Below are 19921 nucleotides of genomic sequence, written 5' to 3' on the forward strand. Positions count from 1 at the left end.
TCATTTTACTTAAAATTCAAGATAAAATTTATTTAATTGATTTTCAATATTTTAAATAATTTATTTTAAAAATTTCACTACTTTGTATTGCATAATACCATTTTATTTACATATCTTTGTAATGTAAAATTAGAATAGGCTCAGCTAGCTAGGGGCATTTTTCTAAAAATATAACTAATTAACAAAACTTATCAAAGATGAATACCGAAAATACCAAAGCGCAAATGCGAAAAGGAATTCTGGAATTCTGTATTCTAAGTCTCATCAATAACCGTGAAATGTATGTTTCTGATCTTATTGACGAACTGAAAAAAGGAAAACTGGATGTAGTGGAAGGGACCCTCTACCCTCTTCTCACAAGACTTAAAAACGGAGAGTTTCTCTCTTACAGATGGGAAGAATCTACCGGGGGACCACCCAGAAAATATTATCAGATCACAGAAAAAGGAAAACTTTTCCTGGATGAACTTCTCAATACATGGAATGAACTGACAGCCTCAGTAAACCAAATCACTCAACAATATTAAAAAACAAAGTTATGAACAAGACACTCTCAATAGGACTCGCAGGTTTTTCTTTTACCATAGAAGAACACGCATATATAAAGCTCAGCGATTACCTGAACGCACTGAGAAGCTCTCTGGATGCTTCTGAGGCTGATGAAGTAATGCATGACATAGAAATAAGAATGGTGGAAATTTTCAAAGATTCTTTAGGAAAACGTGAAGTGATCAACGATACCGATGTAGAAAGGGTAATCGCACAGATTGGAAGCCCTGAAAAAATCGAAGAACAGGAAGAAGCTTATTTTTCTGAAAAAACATCTGCCAGAAACAATAATTCAGGAACCCATTATACAGATAAAAAACAACTGTTCCGTGATCCGGAAAAACAAAAAGTAGCAGGGGTTTGCGCAGGTTTAGCTCAATATGTAGGAATGGATATTACTACCATGAGAGCAATCTGGCTGGGAATCTTCGTGTTAGGAATTTTTACAGCAGCCATTTCCTCTTCATTAATAGGTCTTTTATATGTAATCCTTTGGATCGTACTTCCAAAAGCTGAAACAGCAGCAGATTTCCTGAAAATGCAGGGAAAGCCTATGAACTTCGACAATCTTAAGAATGAGTCTAATAAATTGGTGCAATTTGCCAATGAATCTACTCAGAGGGTCGGAGAAATCTATAACGAAAACAAACCCTATATCAACAATGCAAGCAGTGGAATCTGGAATATTTTCAAGTATATCGTAGGAGGATTCTTCGTATTGATGGCTGTAAGCAGCATTATCGGAGTATTTGTATTATTCGGTCTTTTCGGAATGGATACAGACTTTCCGGGAGCTAATGAGATGAGATTCTATATGGACGATCAGGGACTTGATAAAGTACTGGCTGCGATGATGGTCATCGGAAGCTTAATTCCGGCAATCCTTTTCAGTTTATTAAGCATCAAAATATTCTCGCCAAAAACTAAACTGAGAAATATCGGATGGGTTGTAGGTGGTTTATTCCTTCTTCTGATCGGTCTGGCCACTTACTTCGGAATCAGTATGGCTAAGAAAGACATGATCTATAGAGGCCACAAGGAAGATGTAGAAAATGTCGCCATCAATACTACTTCAGATACCGTTTATGTAGATGTAAAACAAATCAATATTCCTCAGAACTTCAAAGCGTACAACAATGATATTTATTCTGATAAAAAATCAGTGTATGAAGAAGATTATATTTCTGTAGATGTTACAAGAAAACCAGATATCAAAACACCTTATCTGATCATCAAAAAAGAAGGAAAAGGATATAACTTCCCTATCCAGCTGACAGTTCCTGTAGAAATTGTAAACAATAAAGTATTACTTCCCAACTACATCAAATATCCATATGAGCACAGATTCAGAGATTACAGCCTTGAGTATGAACTTGTAGTTCCGCAAAAAGCAGTGGTTATTTCAATGAACAAAAACCATATCCATATGGATGGAGACCTGGACGGAGACGGTATCAATGACAACGATCAGGACAGAAATGAAGACAATAACGGTATCAGAATTGAAAAGAATAAAATCACGGTAAACGGTTCAAGCATTGAATACAACTCCGATGATAAAGACAGCCTCATTGTAAACGGCAAGAAAGTTCCGAACAACCAGGCAAAGAAAGTAATTGATTCTGCGGTATCCAACATCAAAAAATCAAATAAAGATGTGGACATCAAAATCAAAGACGGAAAAAACGAAATTTCCATACAAACTAAATAATTAACTTCAGAGAGTGGTAGAAGGTGTGGGTGGATGGCAACCGTTTGAAATTCACACCCTTCTTCTCTCAGAAAAGTGAAAATAAAGCTCCATTTAGTTTCTTATGTGAAAAAAAAGTTTTAATTTCGTAAAGCTAAAATTTAATAACCAACCAATCAAAAACGCAGCCTTATCATGATACAATTTGCAATGGAATTCGTAATGAAAATCGTAGATTTAATTAGCGGTTTGTTTTAAGAGCGATAATATTTCAATATATTTGTAAAGTATAACCAAAGTTTGGTTATACTTTTTTGTTTTTAATCCGGGAAATCTATGAAAAAGCTATTAGGCAAAGCAATGTTAAAATTATTAGGTTGGAAGGTCGTCCTGCAGGGTGATGTCAACAACCTGAACAGGTGTATCCTTGTGGTTGCACCGCATACCCATAATATGGAGTACATTTTAGGAAATTTCGCCTACTGGTCCTTGGAAAAACCTTTAAAAATTATCATCAAAGATGCACACACCAAAGCCTGGTATGGAAGTATCGTAAAAGGACTTGGAGGTATCGGAATCGACAGAAGCCAGAAAAACGACCTTGTGAATTTCGTGGCCAACCAGTTTTCAAAGGAAGATTTCAGTCTTGTTATTACTCCTGAAGGAACCAGAAGCTGGGTACCGAAATGGAGAAAAGGATTCTATCATATGGCTTTGGCTGCAAAAGTTCCTATCGTTCTGGCAGCAGGGGATTTTAAAAGAAAAATTGTGTACCTGGGTTACACCATTCCTTATGAAAGAATAGCCTCAGTACCTTTTTCAGAAATCATGCAGGAAATCCAGGACTATTATGTAAAAAATGACATTGTTCCAAAAGTTCCGGCCAACTGGAATCCCAATATTATGGGAACCGAGCTGGAAGCTAGAAGCTAGAAGCTAGAAGCTAGAAGCTAGAAGCTAGAAGCTAGAAGCTAGAAGCTAGAAGCTAGAAGCAAAATTAATCATCATTTATCAACTATTAAAATGAAAGGTCAGACAAAAGAAGAAATATTAGCATTCATCAATAATTGGGGAGACGTAACTCTTGCTAAAACGCTTGAAATCAAATTCATCGACATTGATCTGGAAAATGAAACCCTTACAGCTACAATGCCCGTTCTCCCAAGAACCCACCAGCCGTTTGGCATCATGCATGGAGGAGCAAGCTGCGTTTTAGCGGAAACATTAGGGTCAAGCCTGTCTAATATTTTTATCGATGGTGAAAAATATTATGGAGTAGGAACCAATATCAACTCCAATCATTTAAGAAGCAAAAAAGATGGTATTGTAACCGCCACGGCACGTTTTATCAGAAAAGGCAAAACCATGCATGTCTCTGAAATTGAAATCCGTGATGAAAAAGGCGTTTTGATCAATCATACTACAATGACGAATAATATCATTCACAGATAAGTTGCAACAACATAAAATAAAAAGAGCTTAAACTGAATTTAGGCTCTTTTTATTTTGACATCTTTAAGACTAGTAATACCTTTGTAAAAAGGAAAATCACAACGGGAATTTCTATGTATTTCCATGATGATTTTTCAAAATCTTTCATAACTCATGATTTATTTCAAACTTCCTTTTGACGAGAGACTCCTTTCTGCTGATGAAAATAATACAAAAAATGCTGTCAACTTTTTTTCTTATAACGGTCTGGACCAAATAAGCTTCAGCGGAGAAATTTGTGAAATTGATGCTGCTGAATTTGCTCATACTTCTATTACCAATGAAAACCTGATCAGTGATTCTACAAATTCTTCTGCCGAAACAAAAGAAGAATACTGCGAAACATTACAGAAAGTGATCGAAGTGATTAAAGAAAATCACCTGCCAAAGCTGGTTTATTCCAGAAGAAAGATTTTCAAAGACTTTAGTTCCATCGATTATAAAGAGAGCTTCAAAAATGTATGTAAAAATTACCCCAATGCTTTCAGATATCTGTTTAATGATGGGAAAAATGCATGGATGGGAGCTTTCTCAGAAGTATTAGGGAAGTTTAATAAAACGACTCACGAATTTGAAACCATGGCTCTTGCCGGAACTCTTCCGGTATCTGAAGAATGGTCTGAGAAAGAAATTGAAGAACAAAAGCCGGTTACTGCCTACATTCAGGATATTCTTAAAAACTATTCTGACAAAGTAGAACAATCGGAAACCTATGACCATATTTCCGGTAATATCAAACATTTACGAACAGATTTTAAAACCAGTATACAACCTGAAGATCTTGATAAAATTATTCAGGATCTGCACCCTACTCCAGCTGTGTGTGGTATTCCAAAAGATTTTTGCAATGAGAATATCCGTAAATATGAAAAATTTCCCCGTGAATTTTATGCAGGTTATATCAAGGTTGAAACGGATGAGAGTATTCTGTACTTTGTCAATCTTCGTTGTGCAAGACTTTATAAAGACTCTGTACATGTTTTTGTAGGAGGCGGAATAACAGCTCAAAGTGACCCGGAAAAGGAATGGAGAGAAACAGAACTGAAGTCTGAAGCGATATTGAAAAACCTGGTTATTTCCTGATATTTTTAGATTCTCCCATAAATTCCGCAGATTTTCAAGGATAAAATATATTTCCTTCTCTTGAACGGGCTAAAGCCCACTCATTTTGAATTAATCAGGTCAATTATTTATGTAAAATAGGCATTGATATTGATAGATTTCCCCACAGATTGTACAGATTTTCACAGATGTTTGTATCTATTTTCTTTGTTGAGTGCAACGCCTTTGCGAACAAATTTTAAAGCCATTTATCGTCCTTCTGCGGGCTTTGCGTGATAATATTAGGATTTGGCTGAAGTCAATTGAATCATATGTTTTATTTAAACGGACTAAAGTCCGTTCCTATTGATACAAAAAAACAGTATTGCATTTAAGACACCTAATTTCTAATCCCTTATTCCTAATCGCTGCTACCTAATTCCTATTATCTACCACCTAAAAAACAAAACCTCCTTCAAAAAGAAAGAGGTCTATATCTATATTGAAATAATCAATTTATTTCTTTACACCGATTCTGCTCCAGGTATCCATTACAAAAAGCAGGATAAGGCCTATGGCAGCAGCGCCAGCAGAGAATACAAACTTAATGTTATCTTCATCTCCAAGGATATCTGTCGCTTGCCAGTTGATAGCATAAAGATTGATGGCGATGAATACGATAAACAGTACTAAAAATACTTTATAAAACTTCTTCATGACTCTTAAAAATTAATATAATTCTGCACGAGTTGAGCAAAATTTGCGGTGAATAATTTAATTGAAATTGCCAAAAGGATAATTCCGAAAACTTTCTGAAGGATCATCAAAGTAGCATCCCCAATTTTCTTCTCCAGCCATTTTGCTGATTTCAGCACCAAATATACGAAAATTGTATTAAGAATGATTCCGCAGATAATATTAATATCATGAAATTCAGCTCGCAGAGACAGTGCGGTTGTTAGGGTTCCAGCTCCTGCAACCAGCGGAAATGCGATGGGTACAATGGATGCAGCCTTTGCTTCAGTGGTTTTATTGATTTCAATTCCTAAAATCATTTCCAGGGCTATGACAAAAATCACAAAAGCTCCGGCAATGGCAAAGGAATTTACATCCACTCCGATAAGCTTCAGAATCTTATTTCCTACGAACAGGAAAACGATCATAATTGCTCCCGCAGTAATGGCAGCCTTTCCGGCTTCAATCTGTCCAAACTTCTGCTGAAGGCTTACGATAATAGGAACTGAGCCGATGATATCGATAACGGCAAAAAGAACCATAAAGCTGGTAACAATTTCTTTAAAAGAAAAACCATCAAAAATTTCCATCTCTTTGTAATTAAAAATTTCGCAAAAATATGAAAATAAACTGATTATTTGCTAATTTGTGAATATAAATTAACAATAGTTTTCAAAAGTTCTTCCAAAGCTTCAGCAGATTTCACAGGATTGTATTTTTCCATCTGAACTTTCTGCTGCAGTCTGCTGTATTCTTCCGCAACTGAATACCCTTTGTGCTTTTCAAGAAAAGTTTTAAACTCGGGAGTAGAGCCTTGGAAATACTGGCTTCTTACTTCCTCGTCCAATTCTTCCAGCGTTACAAAGAACTTTTCATACTCTCCGTTATCTTTAAGATTTTCCAGATATCCAAAATAATCATTGATATCTGTTTTCATCAATTCTCTGATCTCCTTTTCCGTTTCGGCCACTGAACCTAAAGGTTTTGAAGGTACAGTTTCCCTAACTAATGTACGTTTTTTTTGCCAATTTTTAAATAGCAGATACGCAACAAATAAGCTGATCAGAATAGCAATATTGGTCAGAAGAATATTCCAATGGAATTTGCTTTTTTCTTTTACTTTAAAAGAAGTGGTTTTTAATACCGGAGTATTTACCGTCTCCAAAAGGTTATTGGTATATTCATTTACTTTCTCCACTGTAGAACGTGCTTCCAAAATCTGGTCGTGGGAAAATGCATTCAGATCCAGTGTTTTCTGTCCAAGATCTACATATTCTTTGCTTGCTGGATCAAAGAAAGCAAATTGTTCCGTTTTAATTGAAATTACTCCTGATTTTTTAGGAATAATCACATAGTTAGCCAGGATTTCACCTTTCATTCCGGAAGTTCCCGGAGCAACTTTTGAGGTAATTTTCGGGGCAAAAACTTCATAATCCGGGGAGGCGGCAATCTTAGGAAGTTCCATATCAGGTAAATTACCTTCTCCTGAAACTTTCACCACTACATTCAGAGGCTTTTTGGCTTCCGGTTTTTCTTTGGAAGCATTGTATACGTTTACATTAAAGTTTCCAACAGCATTTTTAAAGCATTCTGGAGCTCCTTCAGGAAGCTTTCTTACGTTGATTCTGACTTTATTGGAAACAATTTTTGTTTTATTGGAATAGGTACTTACTGAAGCAGATACTCCGGGAACTTCCACATATCCTGCTTCATTAGGAAATACCATAAACATGGCCAGAACCTGCGAAGGCATATTTCCATATCCGGACGGATCTATCTCAGACTTATTAAAATTAATAGGATGCACGTTGATATTGTCCTGCTGCGGAAGGTGGATATTTTTCACCTTTCTCAGGTTATCCATATTTCTGGAATAGACTCTCAAAACAGCTACAGTAGGCTGATCCTGATATACATCCCTGTCATCAATTTCCATATTCAGATACACATCATTGGAAGTATTTGCTGCCAGAGATCTTCTGTCGACAATATCACGGATATTGACATCAAAAGGTTCTGTTTTATAGATTCTGTTGTTGACGGTAACGAGAACGGAACCGATTTTTATTTTTCCTTTTTTCTTAGGTTCCAGAGCAATTCTGGAAACTTTCTGGGTAATTAAAGTATTGGTAGCAGGATCAATCACGGTATTCGTAACAGACCCGCTTCCTATGATATTAAATTTTGAAAGATCCGGAAGCTGGAAACCTGTCTGCTGTACAAGGTCACTTCCGTTAAGTTCAAGAACGATGGTCAGGTTGATGATATCCTTACCAGCATATTCCGTTTTATCTGCATCCATAGATAGATTTACCTGTCCGTAAGTAATTACGGATGCCAGCGTTAGCAATATGTAAATCAATTTATGCTGCATCACCAATCTTTCTCGTTGCTTTCAGGCATCGAATAAGAATTTTTGTTTAAAATTCTTCTGGCGGTTTCTTTTTCTTTTTCGTTTATTTTATCTAAGATCGCATTTTCAAGATTCTTTGGCATTCTGCCTTCATTATTTTGATTCTGCTTAGGATTGTCACCCTGGTCACTTTTACCTTCGTTTTGCGGGCCATTACCCTGATCCTTTTTTTTGTCCTTGTCGCCTTTCTGATCATCTCCTTTGTTCTGATCATTTCCGCCGCCACCTTTTCCTGAGTTATTCTGTTCGTTTTTTTGCTGTTGTTTTTCTTTCTCTTTCAGTTTGGCAATCTCATAATTTTTTCTGGTTACCTCGCTGTGGGGGTCCTGCTTCAAAGCTTTTTTATAATAGTCGGCCGCTTTTTCCGGCTGATTCATCTGCATATAAGCATTTCCTAAATTATGAAGAGCAGCGGCTTTATCAGGCAGGGTCTGTGAAAGTTTTTCTGCTTTTTCAAACTCAGCCTTTGCTTCTTCGTATTTTTTACTTTTATACAATGCATTCCCCATATTATAGTGAGCGGTAAAATCTTTATCATTGGATTTTATCGCTTCCATATATTTTGAAGAGGCACCTTCATAATCTTTACCGTCAAATTTCTGATTGCCTTCATACACTAAATTCTTATAGCTTTCCTGCCCAAACATGAAGCCTGAGAAAGAAACGGCAACAATAAACGATAAAAATATGATTTTAGTATTCATCACTTGCAAAATTATTCCTTTATATGTTAAGAAACAGAGTTTTAATTGTTAAAGTTCGGTTAAAGTACTTGTAGAATTTCTTCTATAAATAAAGGAATTCTATAGATTAAAATCTTTTTTAGGATTAAAAATATAAATTAAAAAGAAAAACAGAAGAGATACTGCAAGAAAATACTGATAATAATGATTGGCATTCTGTGATTTTACCATAGTTTCCGCACCGGCAGATTTTTTATTTACTGCATCTACAATCCTGTCTGGAGCTTCATTGATATTATTTCCGTCAATATAAGTTCCGTCTGTAGATTCCGCCATTTTCTTTAATGCTTCTGTCTGCCTTTTTGAAATCACCGTACCTCCGTTGGCATCGGTTTTATACCCCATCAGCTGTCCGAACACATATTCAGGAACCGGTGCACCTTCATCTGTACCTACTCCTACAGAAGTAATGCTTATTCCTTCTTTATTAGCTAATCTGATGGCAGCATTATCATTTCCTTCATTATCTTCACCATCACTCAGCAGGATTACTTTCCGGGATCCTTTGCTTACATTTTTAAATTTTTCAGCAGCAGCCTGCATTCCTTTCAGAAAATCTGTTCCCTGAATCTGCATAGAGCTGGTTTCAATACCGCTGATATAAGTTTCCGCAGAATTATAATCCGTTGTAAGAGGCATAATAGACATGGCATTCCCAGCAAAAATCACTATACCTACTTTGTCATTATTCATTTTCTTCATGGTAGCCAGCATCAGATTTTTAGCTTCTGTCAGACGGCTTGGATCTATATCTTCAGCATTCATAGAATTGGATACATCCAGCATAAAGATGACATTATTCAATTTCTGGGTACTTTTTACCTCTTCTGAGCCATTCAGAAGATCAATGATAGAAAATATCAGAAATAATGTTCCCAATAAATATAATGCAGGAAAAAACTTTGTAAATCCTGATCTTTTTTCAAATAAATTCTCATGAAACTGGCTCGCAGCAAAAATTTCTCTCTTTTTATTTCTCCATTGTAGAAAACGGATCAAAAACGTAGCTAACAGCGGCAGAAGCAACAGTAAAAATAAATACCAATAATTTCCTAAAGACCAACTCATCAGCTTAAAATTTTATAAAACACCCATCTCAACAATGCATCCAGCACCAACATAGCAAGCCCAATCCAAAGGAATATTTTGAAATACTCTTCATAATTGTACAGCTTGGAAACTTTCACATCAGATTTTTCCAATTGGTTGATTTCATTGTATACTTCTTCCAGGCTGCTGTTTGAAGTAGCTCTGAAATATCTGCCTCCCGTTGTCTGAGCTATTTCTCTCAAGGTATTTTCATCAATCGTCACCTCTGTTTCAGTAAAAATAAGATCACCAAAAATATCCTGTGATGTCGGCATCAGCGCATAACCATTGGTTCCAATTCCGATTGAATATACCTTTATATTATTATTTTTTGCCAGTTCGGCAGCTACCTGTGGTGGAATCGCATTCTGAATATTGCTTACCCCATCCGTCATCAGGATGACCACTTTACTTTTGGCTTTACTTTTAATCAAATGATTCACTGCTACAGAGAGTCCTTCACCGATAGCTGTTCCAGGTTCCAGACCTGCAGAATTCAGATTTTTAATTTCATCAATAACAACCTGGTGATCTGAGGTTACCGGAACTTTAGTAAAAGCTTCTGCAGCATATGCTACCACTCCTATCCTGTCATTCGGGCGTTTCTGAACAAATTTTACGGCAATATCTTTCAGGGCGGTAATTCTGTCCGGGCTCAGATCCTTCGCCAGCATACTAAGAGAAACATCAATTGATAACATAATATCGACTCCCTTTGTATCATCTCTATCCTGAGAAATGGTAAACGTTCTCGGCCTTGCCATGGCAATAATCAACGCAGAAAGAATGATATATTTTGATATTTTCAGCAAAAAAAGCACACCCTGGATACTGCCGCTGTGATCCATATTTTTTATGGTAGGAACTTTTATACCTTTTCTTTTATTTTTTCCAATATCTTTAATTAAAAGTGGAATAAACAGCAGAAAAAGCAGCAAAAACCATGGGCTGTAAAACTCAAAATTAAACATCCTTTCTTAAGTTTTCGAATTCTAAATCTTTGGATGATCTTTTCACAAAATCCCTGATATTGGCAAAATCTCTTTCCATGGTTTCCTGATCCGGGAAGGTTTTGGCAAATTTCACCAGGTCTCCCCTAAGAAATACGTCTTCTATTATTTTTTCGTTGTCCTGCGAGATGGTATTATTTTTTTTCATAACATCAATAAGATCATCAGTAAGAAGTACATCTGCAGGAAGGCGGTATTGTTTTGTAATGAAGGTTCTGGAAATATCGATCAGTTCCACATAAAACGAACGGAAGTTTCCTCCTTCAATATATTTTTTCTTTTTAAGAGAGTCGAGCTCTTTTAAGGTCTGGTTGGTTGCCACTACAGGAGAACTCTTTGATTTTCTTCCCCATTTTACAAACATAATAATGGCAATAACCAGTGCAATACCAGCCAATGCTGCAAGAATATAAAACTTATAAAGCTCCCAGTAATCTTTGGGTTCAAGTTTCACTTGCTTATTATTCATGATATCATTGATCTGATCTGCTTTTTGAGCCGTATTAATAACATCTATTTCGTAAGGAATTGTTTTAAGTATTCTGTCACCTACTTTGAATTCCAGTTCCGGAATGGTAAATTTCCCTTCTTCAAAAACAGCAAATTCTATCTTCCTTTCATAGGTGTTAGCCGTTTGTCCGATACTGTCTTTGGTTTCTTCAAAATGAAAAGGGAGCAGCTCATTTTTGGCTGCTGAAGTTACCTGCTGCTCATTAAGGTTATCAATCTTTATGGTAAGATGATTGATTTCTCCGAGAGCAAGGGTTTTCTTTTCTACGTTAGAGGATAATATCTGTGAAAAAGCATTTGCACAGATCAGAAAAGATAATATTAAAAGTATTTTTCTCAATGTTAAATAATAAGGCAAAACGCCTGATGTTTTTTAGTTACGGGCTCAGCCCGATGTTATTTTTTCTGAAAGTAATTATACAATAATTTTGAATAATCCGAACCGGTATTGATATTCATAAAACTGGCAGAACTGTTGGCGAAGTCTTCTTCCAGCGCTCTGAGTTTTTGTTTTTGAGCTTCTGCGAAGGTATACCGCCATCTTGCACTGGAAGTATTGGCCCAGATCTCTTTTCCGGTTTCTACATCAAGTAAACGGGCATATCCGACATCAGGAATCTCATTATCTTTTTCATCATAAATCCTCATTCCCAGCAACTGATGCTTCTTTGAAGCTACTCTCAGCATTTTGGAATCATAGGCATCCTCAAAATCTGAAAACAGAAATACCAGAGATTTTCTTTTAAAAATTCCCATCATATATTCCATTGCCTTGTCTATTTTAGATTCTGCCGGAACATAATCTGCAGTGAGAATATTACTGATAATGGAAAGAATGTGTTTTCTTCCTTTTTGAGGAGGAATGACTTTATATACTTTATCAGCAAACAGAATCAATCCTACTTTATCATTATTACCAGCTGCTGAAAATCCTAAACTGGCGGCAATTTCAGCTACATATTCCCTTTTCAGCTGGACTTTTGTTCCATAATCCATGGAAGCGGAAATATCCACAAGAATCATCATTGTCAGTTCCCTTTCTTCTTCCATTACTTTTACGAATGGTTCACGGAAACGTGCGGTTTTATTCCAGTCGATTCTTCTGATCTCATCTCCAAACTGATAAGGACGAACTTCAGAGAAAGTCATCCCCTGTCCTTTAAAAGCGCTGTGATATTGCCCCATCAAAGCAGCCTCCGTCTTTTTTCTGGTACGGATTTCAATCTGCTTTACTTTTTTTACAATATCTTTTATCTGCATAGACGAGTTCAAAATTCAAGGTTTAACATTCAAAGTTTAATGTTGGGTGAGGTATCCGGGTTTTGGGTTAGTCATTAAACTCAATGGATACGTTCGACCACTCATTATCAAACTTTGTGTTGTATTTTTTATAAAAATTGATGGCTGGCTCATTCCAGTTCAATACCTGAAACACCATTCCACTGTAATTATTGGTTTGACCATATTCCAGTGTTGCATCAAATAATTTTTTTCCAATCTGCTTTCCTCTTAGCTTTTCAGTTACTACAAGATCTTCAAGATACAGCCTTCTTCCTTTCCAGGTTGAATATCTGTCGTAATACAGGGATATTCCAACTATTTCTCCTTCATATTCCGCTACAAAAGCTCCCCACACGGGAGAAGTTCCAAAACCATCCTGAGTAAAATCCTCTAAAGTCACGGTTACTTCATGCAGTGCTTTTTCATATTCTGCCAATTCTTTTATCAAATCCAGCATAGCAGCACAATCCTGCTGAACTGCTTTTCTTATGATCACATCACTCATTACGGCGCCTGTATTTTTGCTAAAATCCTGTTAATAATTTCTTCCGTTGAAATTTCTTCTGCTTCAGCTTCAAAAGTTAAGCCTATTCTGTGCCTCAATACGTCTTTTGCCAATGCTTTTACATCTTCCGGAATGACAAATGCTCTTCCTTTTAAGAAGGCGTAGGCTCTTGAAGCAATAGCAAGGTTGATGGATGCTCTTGGAGAAGCTCCGAAGCTGATATAATTTTTAAGTTCAGGGAGACCATAATTTTCCGGATAACGTGTTGCAAACACCATATCCAGGATATATTTTTCAATTTTCTCGTCGAGATAAATCTGATTGATCAGTTCTTTTGCATCTACAATATCCTGAAGAGATATTACAGGTTTTACTGTTGGCTGGTGTGAGGTTGAAACCATTCTCATCACCTGTCTTTCATCTTCAAAAGCGGGATAATCGATGGTACACTTCAGCATAAAACGGTCACTTTGAGCTTCAGGCAGCAAGTAAGTTCCCTCCTGATCAATCGGGTTTTGTGTTGCCAGTACCAGGAATGGTTTTGGAAGTTTCATGGTTTCATCACCAATGGTCACCTGTTTTTCCTGCATGACTTCCAGAAGCGCTGACTGTACTTTTGCCGGCGCACGGTTGATCTCATCCGCCAACACAAAGTTCGCAAATACAGGTCCTTTTTTTATAGAAAAATCATTGTCTTTGATATTGAAGATCATCGTTCCCACAACGTCTGCAGGAAGTAAATCCGGCGTAAACTGAATCCTTGAAAAATCTCCATGAACAGCATCTGCCAATGTTTTTATCGCTAAGGTTTTAGCCAGTCCCGGTACTCCTTCAAGAAGAACGTGTCCATTTCCCAAAAGCCCTACCAAAAGACGGTCTACCATGTATTCCTGCCCAATAATAACTTTGTTGATTTCCTGTCTCAGAAGAGTAAATAAGTAGTTTTTTTCTTTTACTTTTTCCGTCAATTGGCGGATATCTTCAGCTTGATATATCTCTGACATAGCTCGATTTAAAATAAGTGGTAAATTTCTGATAAATACTTGCATTAATCAACATAATAAATGCCATTTTTGAGTTAAAGTTTGTTAAAAATTCCGGCATTGACGAGATATTCAATGCTATAATGTTGAATTTCTTATCTATAAACAAATCCAGAAATTCAAATTCCCTTCATAAAACAATCCCGTTTTTTCTTCTCATTATCCATAAAAAAATGTCACAAAATCACTTTTGCAACATTTTTATTTTTAATCAGAAACTTGATTATTTAATTTTAAAGCTTGGTTATTGTAATGGTGAATATATTTTCAGGAGCATCAGTAGTATCTTCATACGCTCCGACATTTACAAAATATTCTGTTCCTGATACTGTGGTAATCGTAAGGGTTTCCGCAGCACCTCCGCCACCATTGTCTACAGTTCCTGTACATGACAAATTACTACAGCTGCCACTATATACACCTATCTGCGGATCATAGCTGCTGCCTGAAGGCATAGTCACTTTAATAGTGTACTGACTGCCATCACCAGTCAGTTTAAACCATGTCCCATCATTCATTCCTGTGTCTCCATTACTTGTACATACGCTTATATTTCCGGCATTATTAGTGGTCGATACAGCATCATTCTGAGTATAAGAATAGGGAAATACCAATGCCTGCAATGCTCCAGTACATGCATCGTTTACAGGTATTGGAGGAACAGTCTTAAAAACAAGTTCAGAACATCCTGAGGATTCTGTATTCCCCGACACTGATGTTACTTTTAAATAATAAGTTGTTCCGGCTGTAAGTGCCATGGAAGGGGTAAAGTTATTTCCGGATACGGTTTGCTGATTAATAATATCAGAGCTTCCAGAGCTTGTTCCCAATGAAACTTTATACGATGTAACACCAGAAACCTGAAGCCAGTTGAAATTAGGCAACAAAGAGATGTTCTGAGCATTATTTACTGGATAAACAACAAAAGGACAGGCAGGAGCTGCACTTGATGTAAGACCAGAAACTGTAACTGACGATTTATAATCCGCTCTAATTCCTCCAGGAGGAGATGCAATATTCACTATTGCACGATCTCCTTTATAATACAGAGTTGAATAAGGGATATGAGGATATACATGAAAGGCTTCATCAAAATTATTGATATCAATATTCGGAGAATTCTCTTTTGCTGCAACAACCAGGTTATCAACATTATTATAAGTAAATGGTGTTGTAAAAACAACTTCAACTTTATTATTATTCTTGCTTACGGCTCCTGTGAACACCTGACTCAACTGTGCTGCAGGAATCCAGTCTGTACCGGAAGCAAAGGCAGTTTTTGACGTATGTCCGAGATATACCGTCCAGTTTGAAGATTCAGTAATTGTAGAGGAAGGATCCACATAAAATGTAAGCCCTGTAATATTGCCTGCAGCATTGGCGTTAATTTCCTGCTTAGGATATATCTGCTGTACATAAGAATAGGAAAAAAAACTGCTTATAGGAGCAACACCAACATTTGGACTCCCAATATTGATATTGATTTGGGCGTTAATCACCACTACTACAAAAAACAAAGCTAAAAGTAAAAATCTTTTCATTATTAATAACATTAATCTGGTATACCATGCTAATTTAATAATAAATACTATGATTATAGCAATAAAAAAAATATTTCATTATTTAATTCAACGCAAAAAAAAATTTAAACAAAAACACATCCGATATTAAAAACAATACACATTTAACAACAAAACAATAACAAGACATAAAAATAAAATAAATTAAAAGTAATTTCAATACATATTTCATATATTTACACTAAACATCAATAACATGTATAAAAAGCTATTCTTTTCCAGTTTTTTGATTACCCATCTCGTTTTCGCCCAAACGACAATGACCAATATAATTTCAGATGCAGTATACTACGATGGCTATGCTACTATGGTATCCAACCCTGTACCTGCCGGTTTGACAAGACTGACGAATGCCAGGTATACCAGAAAACTTACTGATGTAGAACTAGATGCTTTTAAAGCTAAAATTGCTATGCGTGTAACCATTGCTCCTTTATGTGACAATTATGACCGTCTTGGAGAAGTCTTCTTAGCAATGGTTCCTAAAAACCAAACTACTTATACAATCAATGACACTAATGTCAAAAGAATTGAAATAGGCAGATATATTACTCCTTTCATGAATAAAAACAGGACTCCTTCTGAAGTTCCTTATACTTATGATGTCAGCAATTTATACAGCATATTCCATGACACAACATTGCGCAGCATGTATGATCTCTATATGGAACTGGATGTTTTCGGGGTTCCCTATGCAGCACAAACGCAGGTTTCAGGCTGTGCAAACAGAATTGATGTTTTTTCAGGAACTCTTACCTTTTTCTCAACGGATACAGGAGCCACTCCTACAGACACCAACAGCATTGTACCTATATTAAGTTATAACACCCTTAACAACTATAACAACACTGATGTTACCGGGGAAACCGTTAGAATTGTCACTTTTAATCTTCCAGACCCTGTTACCAATGCCCGCTTCTTCGTAATATCAACTCCTCATGGCGCTAACAGTGGTGGTGAAGAATATATCAGAAGACAAAATTACACCTATATAGATGACGTACAAGTACTCACCTATACTCCCGGAGGTATTTCATGTGAACCGTACCGTGTATACAATACTCAAGGAAACGGAATCTATGGTTCTACTCCTAAAACTTTTGCTGACTGGACTTCATGGAATAACTGGTGTCCCGGAAATTCTGTTCCCATCAGAGAATTTACATTACCCAACTTAACTGCAGGTAATCATACTTTGAAACACACAATTCCAACTGCAGTTTTCAACCAACAGCAGGGATATGTCATGCTATCCGTTTATATGCAAGGAAAAAGCAATACAGCATTGAATGTAAAAGAGATCAAAACAGTGGATGTGAATATTTACCCCAACCCTACTGCTGACTTTGTGAATGTAAAATCAAAAGTAGAGGTCAGCTCAATAAGCCTTTTCAATATGGAAGGAAGAAAACTTTCCGAAACTTATAAAGAGAACAGAATAGATCTTTCCTCATACAGCACAGGAGTTTATTTTTTACATATTGTTTTAAAAGACGGAACTGCCTTTAAACACAAAATCATAAAAAAGTAACTTTAACACATCTTTTAAAAACAAAATAACAAAACCCTCTCTGAAACTTCCCTCAGGAGGGTTTTTATATTAACCATCCTGCACAGCTTAATATAAAAACATTCCGATTTCGATAAGAATTTGTTAAAAAACCACCTTAATTCACTCTTTTTTTCAATAGTTAAAAAATTTTAACTTCAATCCTCTACCCAAAAAAATTGTCATTTCCAGTTTATTAAACTATTTTTGGTGATTAAAAATTTTGCAAAATGAATTATCATTTTCAAGCACACAGACAGGTAAGAAAAAACCTTTTAGATATCCTTCAGAACACATCTCATGAAGATCTGATCCTGATTCCGGATGGTTTCAACAACAATATTTACTGGAATATTGCCCATACTGTTGCCACACAGCAGCTACTGCACTATTACCTGAGCGGAAATCCTTTCCGTATAGACAAGTATTGGATTGAAACCTATAAGAAAGGGACTTTGCCCAACTTAAATGTTCAGAAATCAGAAGTGGAAGATTTAGAATTTTTACTTACCGAAACTTCAAAGATTTTAATGAAGGATTATGACAGTGATTTCTTCTCAGACTACACTCCTTACACCACAAGTTTCGGAATGGATCTGAAAAGCATTCAGGATGCCATCATCTTCAACAATATGCACGAAACCCTTCACTATGGATATGTGATGGCACAAAAAAGAGCAATTTTAGGAGAGAAAGGGAGATAGTGAATCTTGCTACGCAAGTCAATGGTCAGAAGTGAATAGGCATCCAACCAATTGACTTACAAAGTAAAGTTCACGATTGACCATTCACTCTATAACTATATAATACATTTTCAATGAAAGACGATTTTATTTTCGGGCTACGTCCCGTGATTGAAGCAATTGAAGCGGGAAAAACGATTGACAAGATCTTTGTGCAGAATGCACTTCAGGGTCCTATTTATGCTGAATTAAAAGCCATTTTAGCGAAAAATAAAATCCGTCCCAATTATGTTCCGGTTGAAAAACTGAACCGTTTTACAAGAAAAAACCACCAGGGTGTGGTTGCTTTTATTTCGGACGTACCGTTTCATAAAGTGGAGGATATTGTTCCACAGTTATTCGAGCAGGGCAAAACACCTTTCCTTTTAATTCTGGACAGACTTACCGATGTAAGAAACTTTGGAGCCATCTGCAGAACAGCGGAATGCGTAGGAATAGATGCAGTTATTATTCCTGAAAAAGGAGCTGCTCCTATCAATTCCGATGCGATAAAAACTTCTGCCGGAGCAATCTATAATATCAAAATATGTAAGGAAAACAATCTTGCCCACACGGTAGACTTCCTTCAGCAAAGCGGAATTTCCGTATATGCAGCCAGCGAAAAAGCTCAGAAGTTAATCTATGATGTAAATATGACTGAGCCATGTGCTATCGTTATGGGAAATGAGGAAACCGGAATTTCTAAAGAAGTATTGCATCATGCTGATGAAAAAATAAAACTTCCTATTGAAGGAAAAACCCAGTCTCTGAATGTTTCTGTAGCATGTGGAGCGATTTTGTATGAAGCGGTAAGACAGAAAATGTCAGTGATACCCAATCCATAAACCATGAAAATACAATCACTTTTACTTTTATTTTTTGTCCCGTTGGTTTTTAATGCCCAGACAAAAAAAATAGCAACAGACAACCGTCTTACCACTGATCTTGATAAGATGGTTCAGAAAGAAGCTGTTGCTTATATGCAGGATCCTGCACGTGTAGGAATTTCAATAGGCATTTTTAAAGATGGTAAAAGTTATTTTTATAATTATGGGACAACAGAAATAGGAAAATCAGAACTTCCAACCTCTAAAAGCCTGTACGAGATTGCATCCATCACCAAAACATTTACAGGAACACTTCTGGCTCATGCTTTAGTAGATGGAAAAATCAAAACGGATGATGATATTCGAAAATATCTGGATGGAAATTATCCTAACCTTGAATTTGAAAAACATCCGATAACGATCGGTAATCTAACCAATCATTCATCAGGATTGCCTCAGTTTTTACCGGATCAGTCTGAAACATTCAAAAAACCGATGGACTCTGTCGCTCTCGCACTGTCTGATTTTTATAAGAACTATTCAAAAAAGAATTTTTATGAGGATCTTCATCAGGCTAAAGTGGATTTTGTACCCGGAACAGAATATAAATATTCCAATGTCGGAACACAAATTACGGGGGATATCCTGGAAAAAGTGTACCATAAAAGCTATGCAGATCTCCTTTCAGAGTATATTACAAAGCCATTGGAAATGAATCAGACCATTGTTGGTACGAATTCTGCACAGCTATTGACTTGTTATAACGAAAAAGGAAAGATAATGCCGAAAAATTTCACAACAATCTTTGCTCCTGCCGGTGGAATTATGTCCACCACGGAGGATCTCGTGAAATATATGCAGTATCATCTGGATGAGGGTAATATGTATGTAAAAGCATCCCATACTCCTCTTGTAAATAGTAAAGGAGATGGCATTGGATTGTATTGGAGGCTGCACACTTATGAAGACGGAACGCAAACTGTTTATCATACAGGAGGTACATTTGGCTTTTCAAGCGTACTTCAGATATATCCATCAAAAAACATGGGAGTCGTAGTACTTTCCAATGAATCGGATGGAGAATCCCAGGGGAAACTGCATGATATTGCAGATAATATATTAAGAAACAGTAGTAAAAAATAA

Annotated in this window: 20 protein-coding genes; 9 read left to right on the forward strand and 11 right to left on the reverse strand. The window is 36.4% G+C overall.

Annotated features, from left to right (window positions below):
• The first annotated feature begins 197 nt into the window (after positions 1-197).
• The 5 genes from DEU40_RS12420 (at position 198) to DEU40_RS12440 (ending at position 4813) form a co-directional block, all read left to right on the forward strand.
• Entirely contained in the window at positions 198-527 is a 330-nt protein-coding gene (locus tag DEU40_RS12420; RefSeq protein WP_110010126.1) for a PadR family transcriptional regulator, read from the forward strand.
• Positions 528-538: 11 nt separating this feature from the next.
• A complete protein-coding gene (locus tag DEU40_RS12425; RefSeq protein ID WP_110010127.1) occupies positions 539-2260 on the forward strand; it encodes a PspC domain-containing protein in 1722 nt (573 codons plus the stop codon).
• A 315-nt stretch (positions 2261-2575) separates the two neighbouring features.
• The gene (locus DEU40_RS12430) at positions 2576-3172 is read left to right on the forward strand and encodes a 1-acyl-sn-glycerol-3-phosphate acyltransferase (RefSeq protein ID WP_110010128.1); all 597 of its coding nucleotides are present in this window, start codon (positions 2576-2578) and stop codon (positions 3170-3172) included.
• 90 nt (positions 3173-3262) lie between these two features.
• Positions 3263-3691, forward strand: a complete 429-nt coding sequence (locus DEU40_RS12435; protein WP_002977570.1) for a PaaI family thioesterase — start codon at positions 3263-3265, stop codon at positions 3689-3691.
• A 153-nt stretch (positions 3692-3844) separates the two neighbouring features.
• Positions 3845-4813 (forward strand): chorismate-binding protein, encoded by a 969-nt coding sequence (locus DEU40_RS12440; protein ID WP_110010129.1) that lies wholly within the window; start codon positions 3845-3847, stop codon positions 4811-4813.
• A 474-nt stretch (positions 4814-5287) separates the two neighbouring features.
• Here the strand turns inward: DEU40_RS12440 and DEU40_RS12445 are convergent, their stop codons facing one another.
• The 11 genes from DEU40_RS12445 to DEU40_RS12495 form a co-directional block, all read right to left on the reverse strand.
• A complete protein-coding gene (locus DEU40_RS12445) occupies positions 5288-5488 on the reverse strand; it encodes a hypothetical protein (RefSeq protein WP_110010130.1) in 201 nt (66 codons plus the stop codon).
• Between the two features lie 5 nt (positions 5489-5493).
• Positions 5494-6096: a MarC family protein gene (locus tag DEU40_RS12450; protein WP_062674416.1), complete on the reverse strand. Its 603-nt coding sequence runs from the start codon at positions 6094-6096 to the stop codon at positions 5494-5496.
• A 44-nt stretch (positions 6097-6140) separates the two neighbouring features.
• The gene (locus DEU40_RS12455; RefSeq protein WP_110010131.1) at positions 6141-7880 is read right to left on the reverse strand and encodes a BatD family protein; all 1740 of its coding nucleotides are present in this window, start codon (positions 7878-7880) and stop codon (positions 6141-6143) included.
• On the reverse strand, positions 7880-8623 hold the full coding sequence (locus DEU40_RS12460; RefSeq protein ID WP_110010132.1) for a tetratricopeptide repeat protein: 744 nt from the start codon (positions 8621-8623) through the stop codon (positions 7880-7882). Before DEU40_RS12460 ends, DEU40_RS12455 begins: the two co-directional genes overlap by 1 nt.
• Positions 8624-8722: 99 nt before the next feature.
• Complete coding sequence (locus DEU40_RS12465; RefSeq protein ID WP_110010133.1) at positions 8723-9730, reverse strand: vWA domain-containing protein; 1008 nt, start codon at positions 9728-9730, stop codon at positions 8723-8725.
• Positions 9730-10722, reverse strand: a complete 993-nt coding sequence (locus DEU40_RS12470) for a VWA domain-containing protein (protein WP_110010134.1) — start codon at positions 10720-10722, stop codon at positions 9730-9732. The genes DEU40_RS12465 and DEU40_RS12470 overlap by 1 nt, the downstream gene beginning before the upstream one ends.
• The gene (locus DEU40_RS12475) at positions 10715-11611 is read right to left on the reverse strand and encodes a BatD family protein (protein WP_051934306.1); all 897 of its coding nucleotides are present in this window, start codon (positions 11609-11611) and stop codon (positions 10715-10717) included. The genes DEU40_RS12470 and DEU40_RS12475 overlap by 8 nt, the downstream gene beginning before the upstream one ends.
• Positions 11612-11667: 56 nt before the next feature.
• Positions 11668-12531: a DUF58 domain-containing protein gene (locus DEU40_RS12480; RefSeq protein WP_076597442.1), complete on the reverse strand. Its 864-nt coding sequence runs from the start codon at positions 12529-12531 to the stop codon at positions 11668-11670.
• A 67-nt stretch (positions 12532-12598) separates the two neighbouring features.
• On the reverse strand, positions 12599-13057 hold the full coding sequence (locus DEU40_RS12485; RefSeq protein WP_110010135.1) for a GNAT family N-acetyltransferase: 459 nt from the start codon (positions 13055-13057) through the stop codon (positions 12599-12601).
• Complete coding sequence (locus tag DEU40_RS12490; protein WP_110010136.1) at positions 13057-14061, reverse strand: AAA family ATPase; 1005 nt, start codon at positions 14059-14061, stop codon at positions 13057-13059. Before DEU40_RS12490 ends, DEU40_RS12485 begins: the two co-directional genes overlap by 1 nt.
• A 272-nt stretch (positions 14062-14333) precedes the next feature.
• Entirely contained in the window at positions 14334-15641 is a 1308-nt protein-coding gene (locus tag DEU40_RS12495) for a hypothetical protein (RefSeq protein WP_110010137.1), read from the reverse strand.
• 235 nt (positions 15642-15876) lie between these two features.
• Between DEU40_RS12495 and DEU40_RS12500 the strand changes: the two genes are divergently transcribed.
• The 4 genes from DEU40_RS12500 (at position 15877) to DEU40_RS12515 (ending at position 19921) form a co-directional block, all read left to right on the forward strand.
• Positions 15877-17211: a peptide-N-glycosidase F-related protein gene (locus DEU40_RS12500; protein ID WP_110010138.1), complete on the forward strand. Its 1335-nt coding sequence runs from the start codon at positions 15877-15879 to the stop codon at positions 17209-17211.
• A gap of 248 nt (positions 17212-17459) precedes the next feature.
• The gene (locus DEU40_RS12505) at positions 17460-17933 is read left to right on the forward strand and encodes a DinB family protein (protein ID WP_110010139.1); all 474 of its coding nucleotides are present in this window, start codon (positions 17460-17462) and stop codon (positions 17931-17933) included.
• 113 nt (positions 17934-18046) lie between these two features.
• Complete coding sequence (rlmB, locus tag DEU40_RS12510) at positions 18047-18796, forward strand: 23S rRNA (guanosine(2251)-2'-O)-methyltransferase RlmB (protein ID WP_062674398.1); 750 nt, start codon at positions 18047-18049, stop codon at positions 18794-18796.
• Positions 18797-18799: 3 nt separating this feature from the next.
• Positions 18800-19921, forward strand: a complete 1122-nt coding sequence (locus DEU40_RS12515; RefSeq protein ID WP_110010140.1) for a serine hydrolase domain-containing protein — start codon at positions 18800-18802, stop codon at positions 19919-19921.

Origin of the sequence: Chryseobacterium sp. AG844 (genome assembly GCF_003182335.1) — a bacterium.
GTDB classification, from domain to species: Bacteria; Bacteroidota; Bacteroidia; order Flavobacteriales; family Weeksellaceae; genus Chryseobacterium; species Chryseobacterium cupriresistens.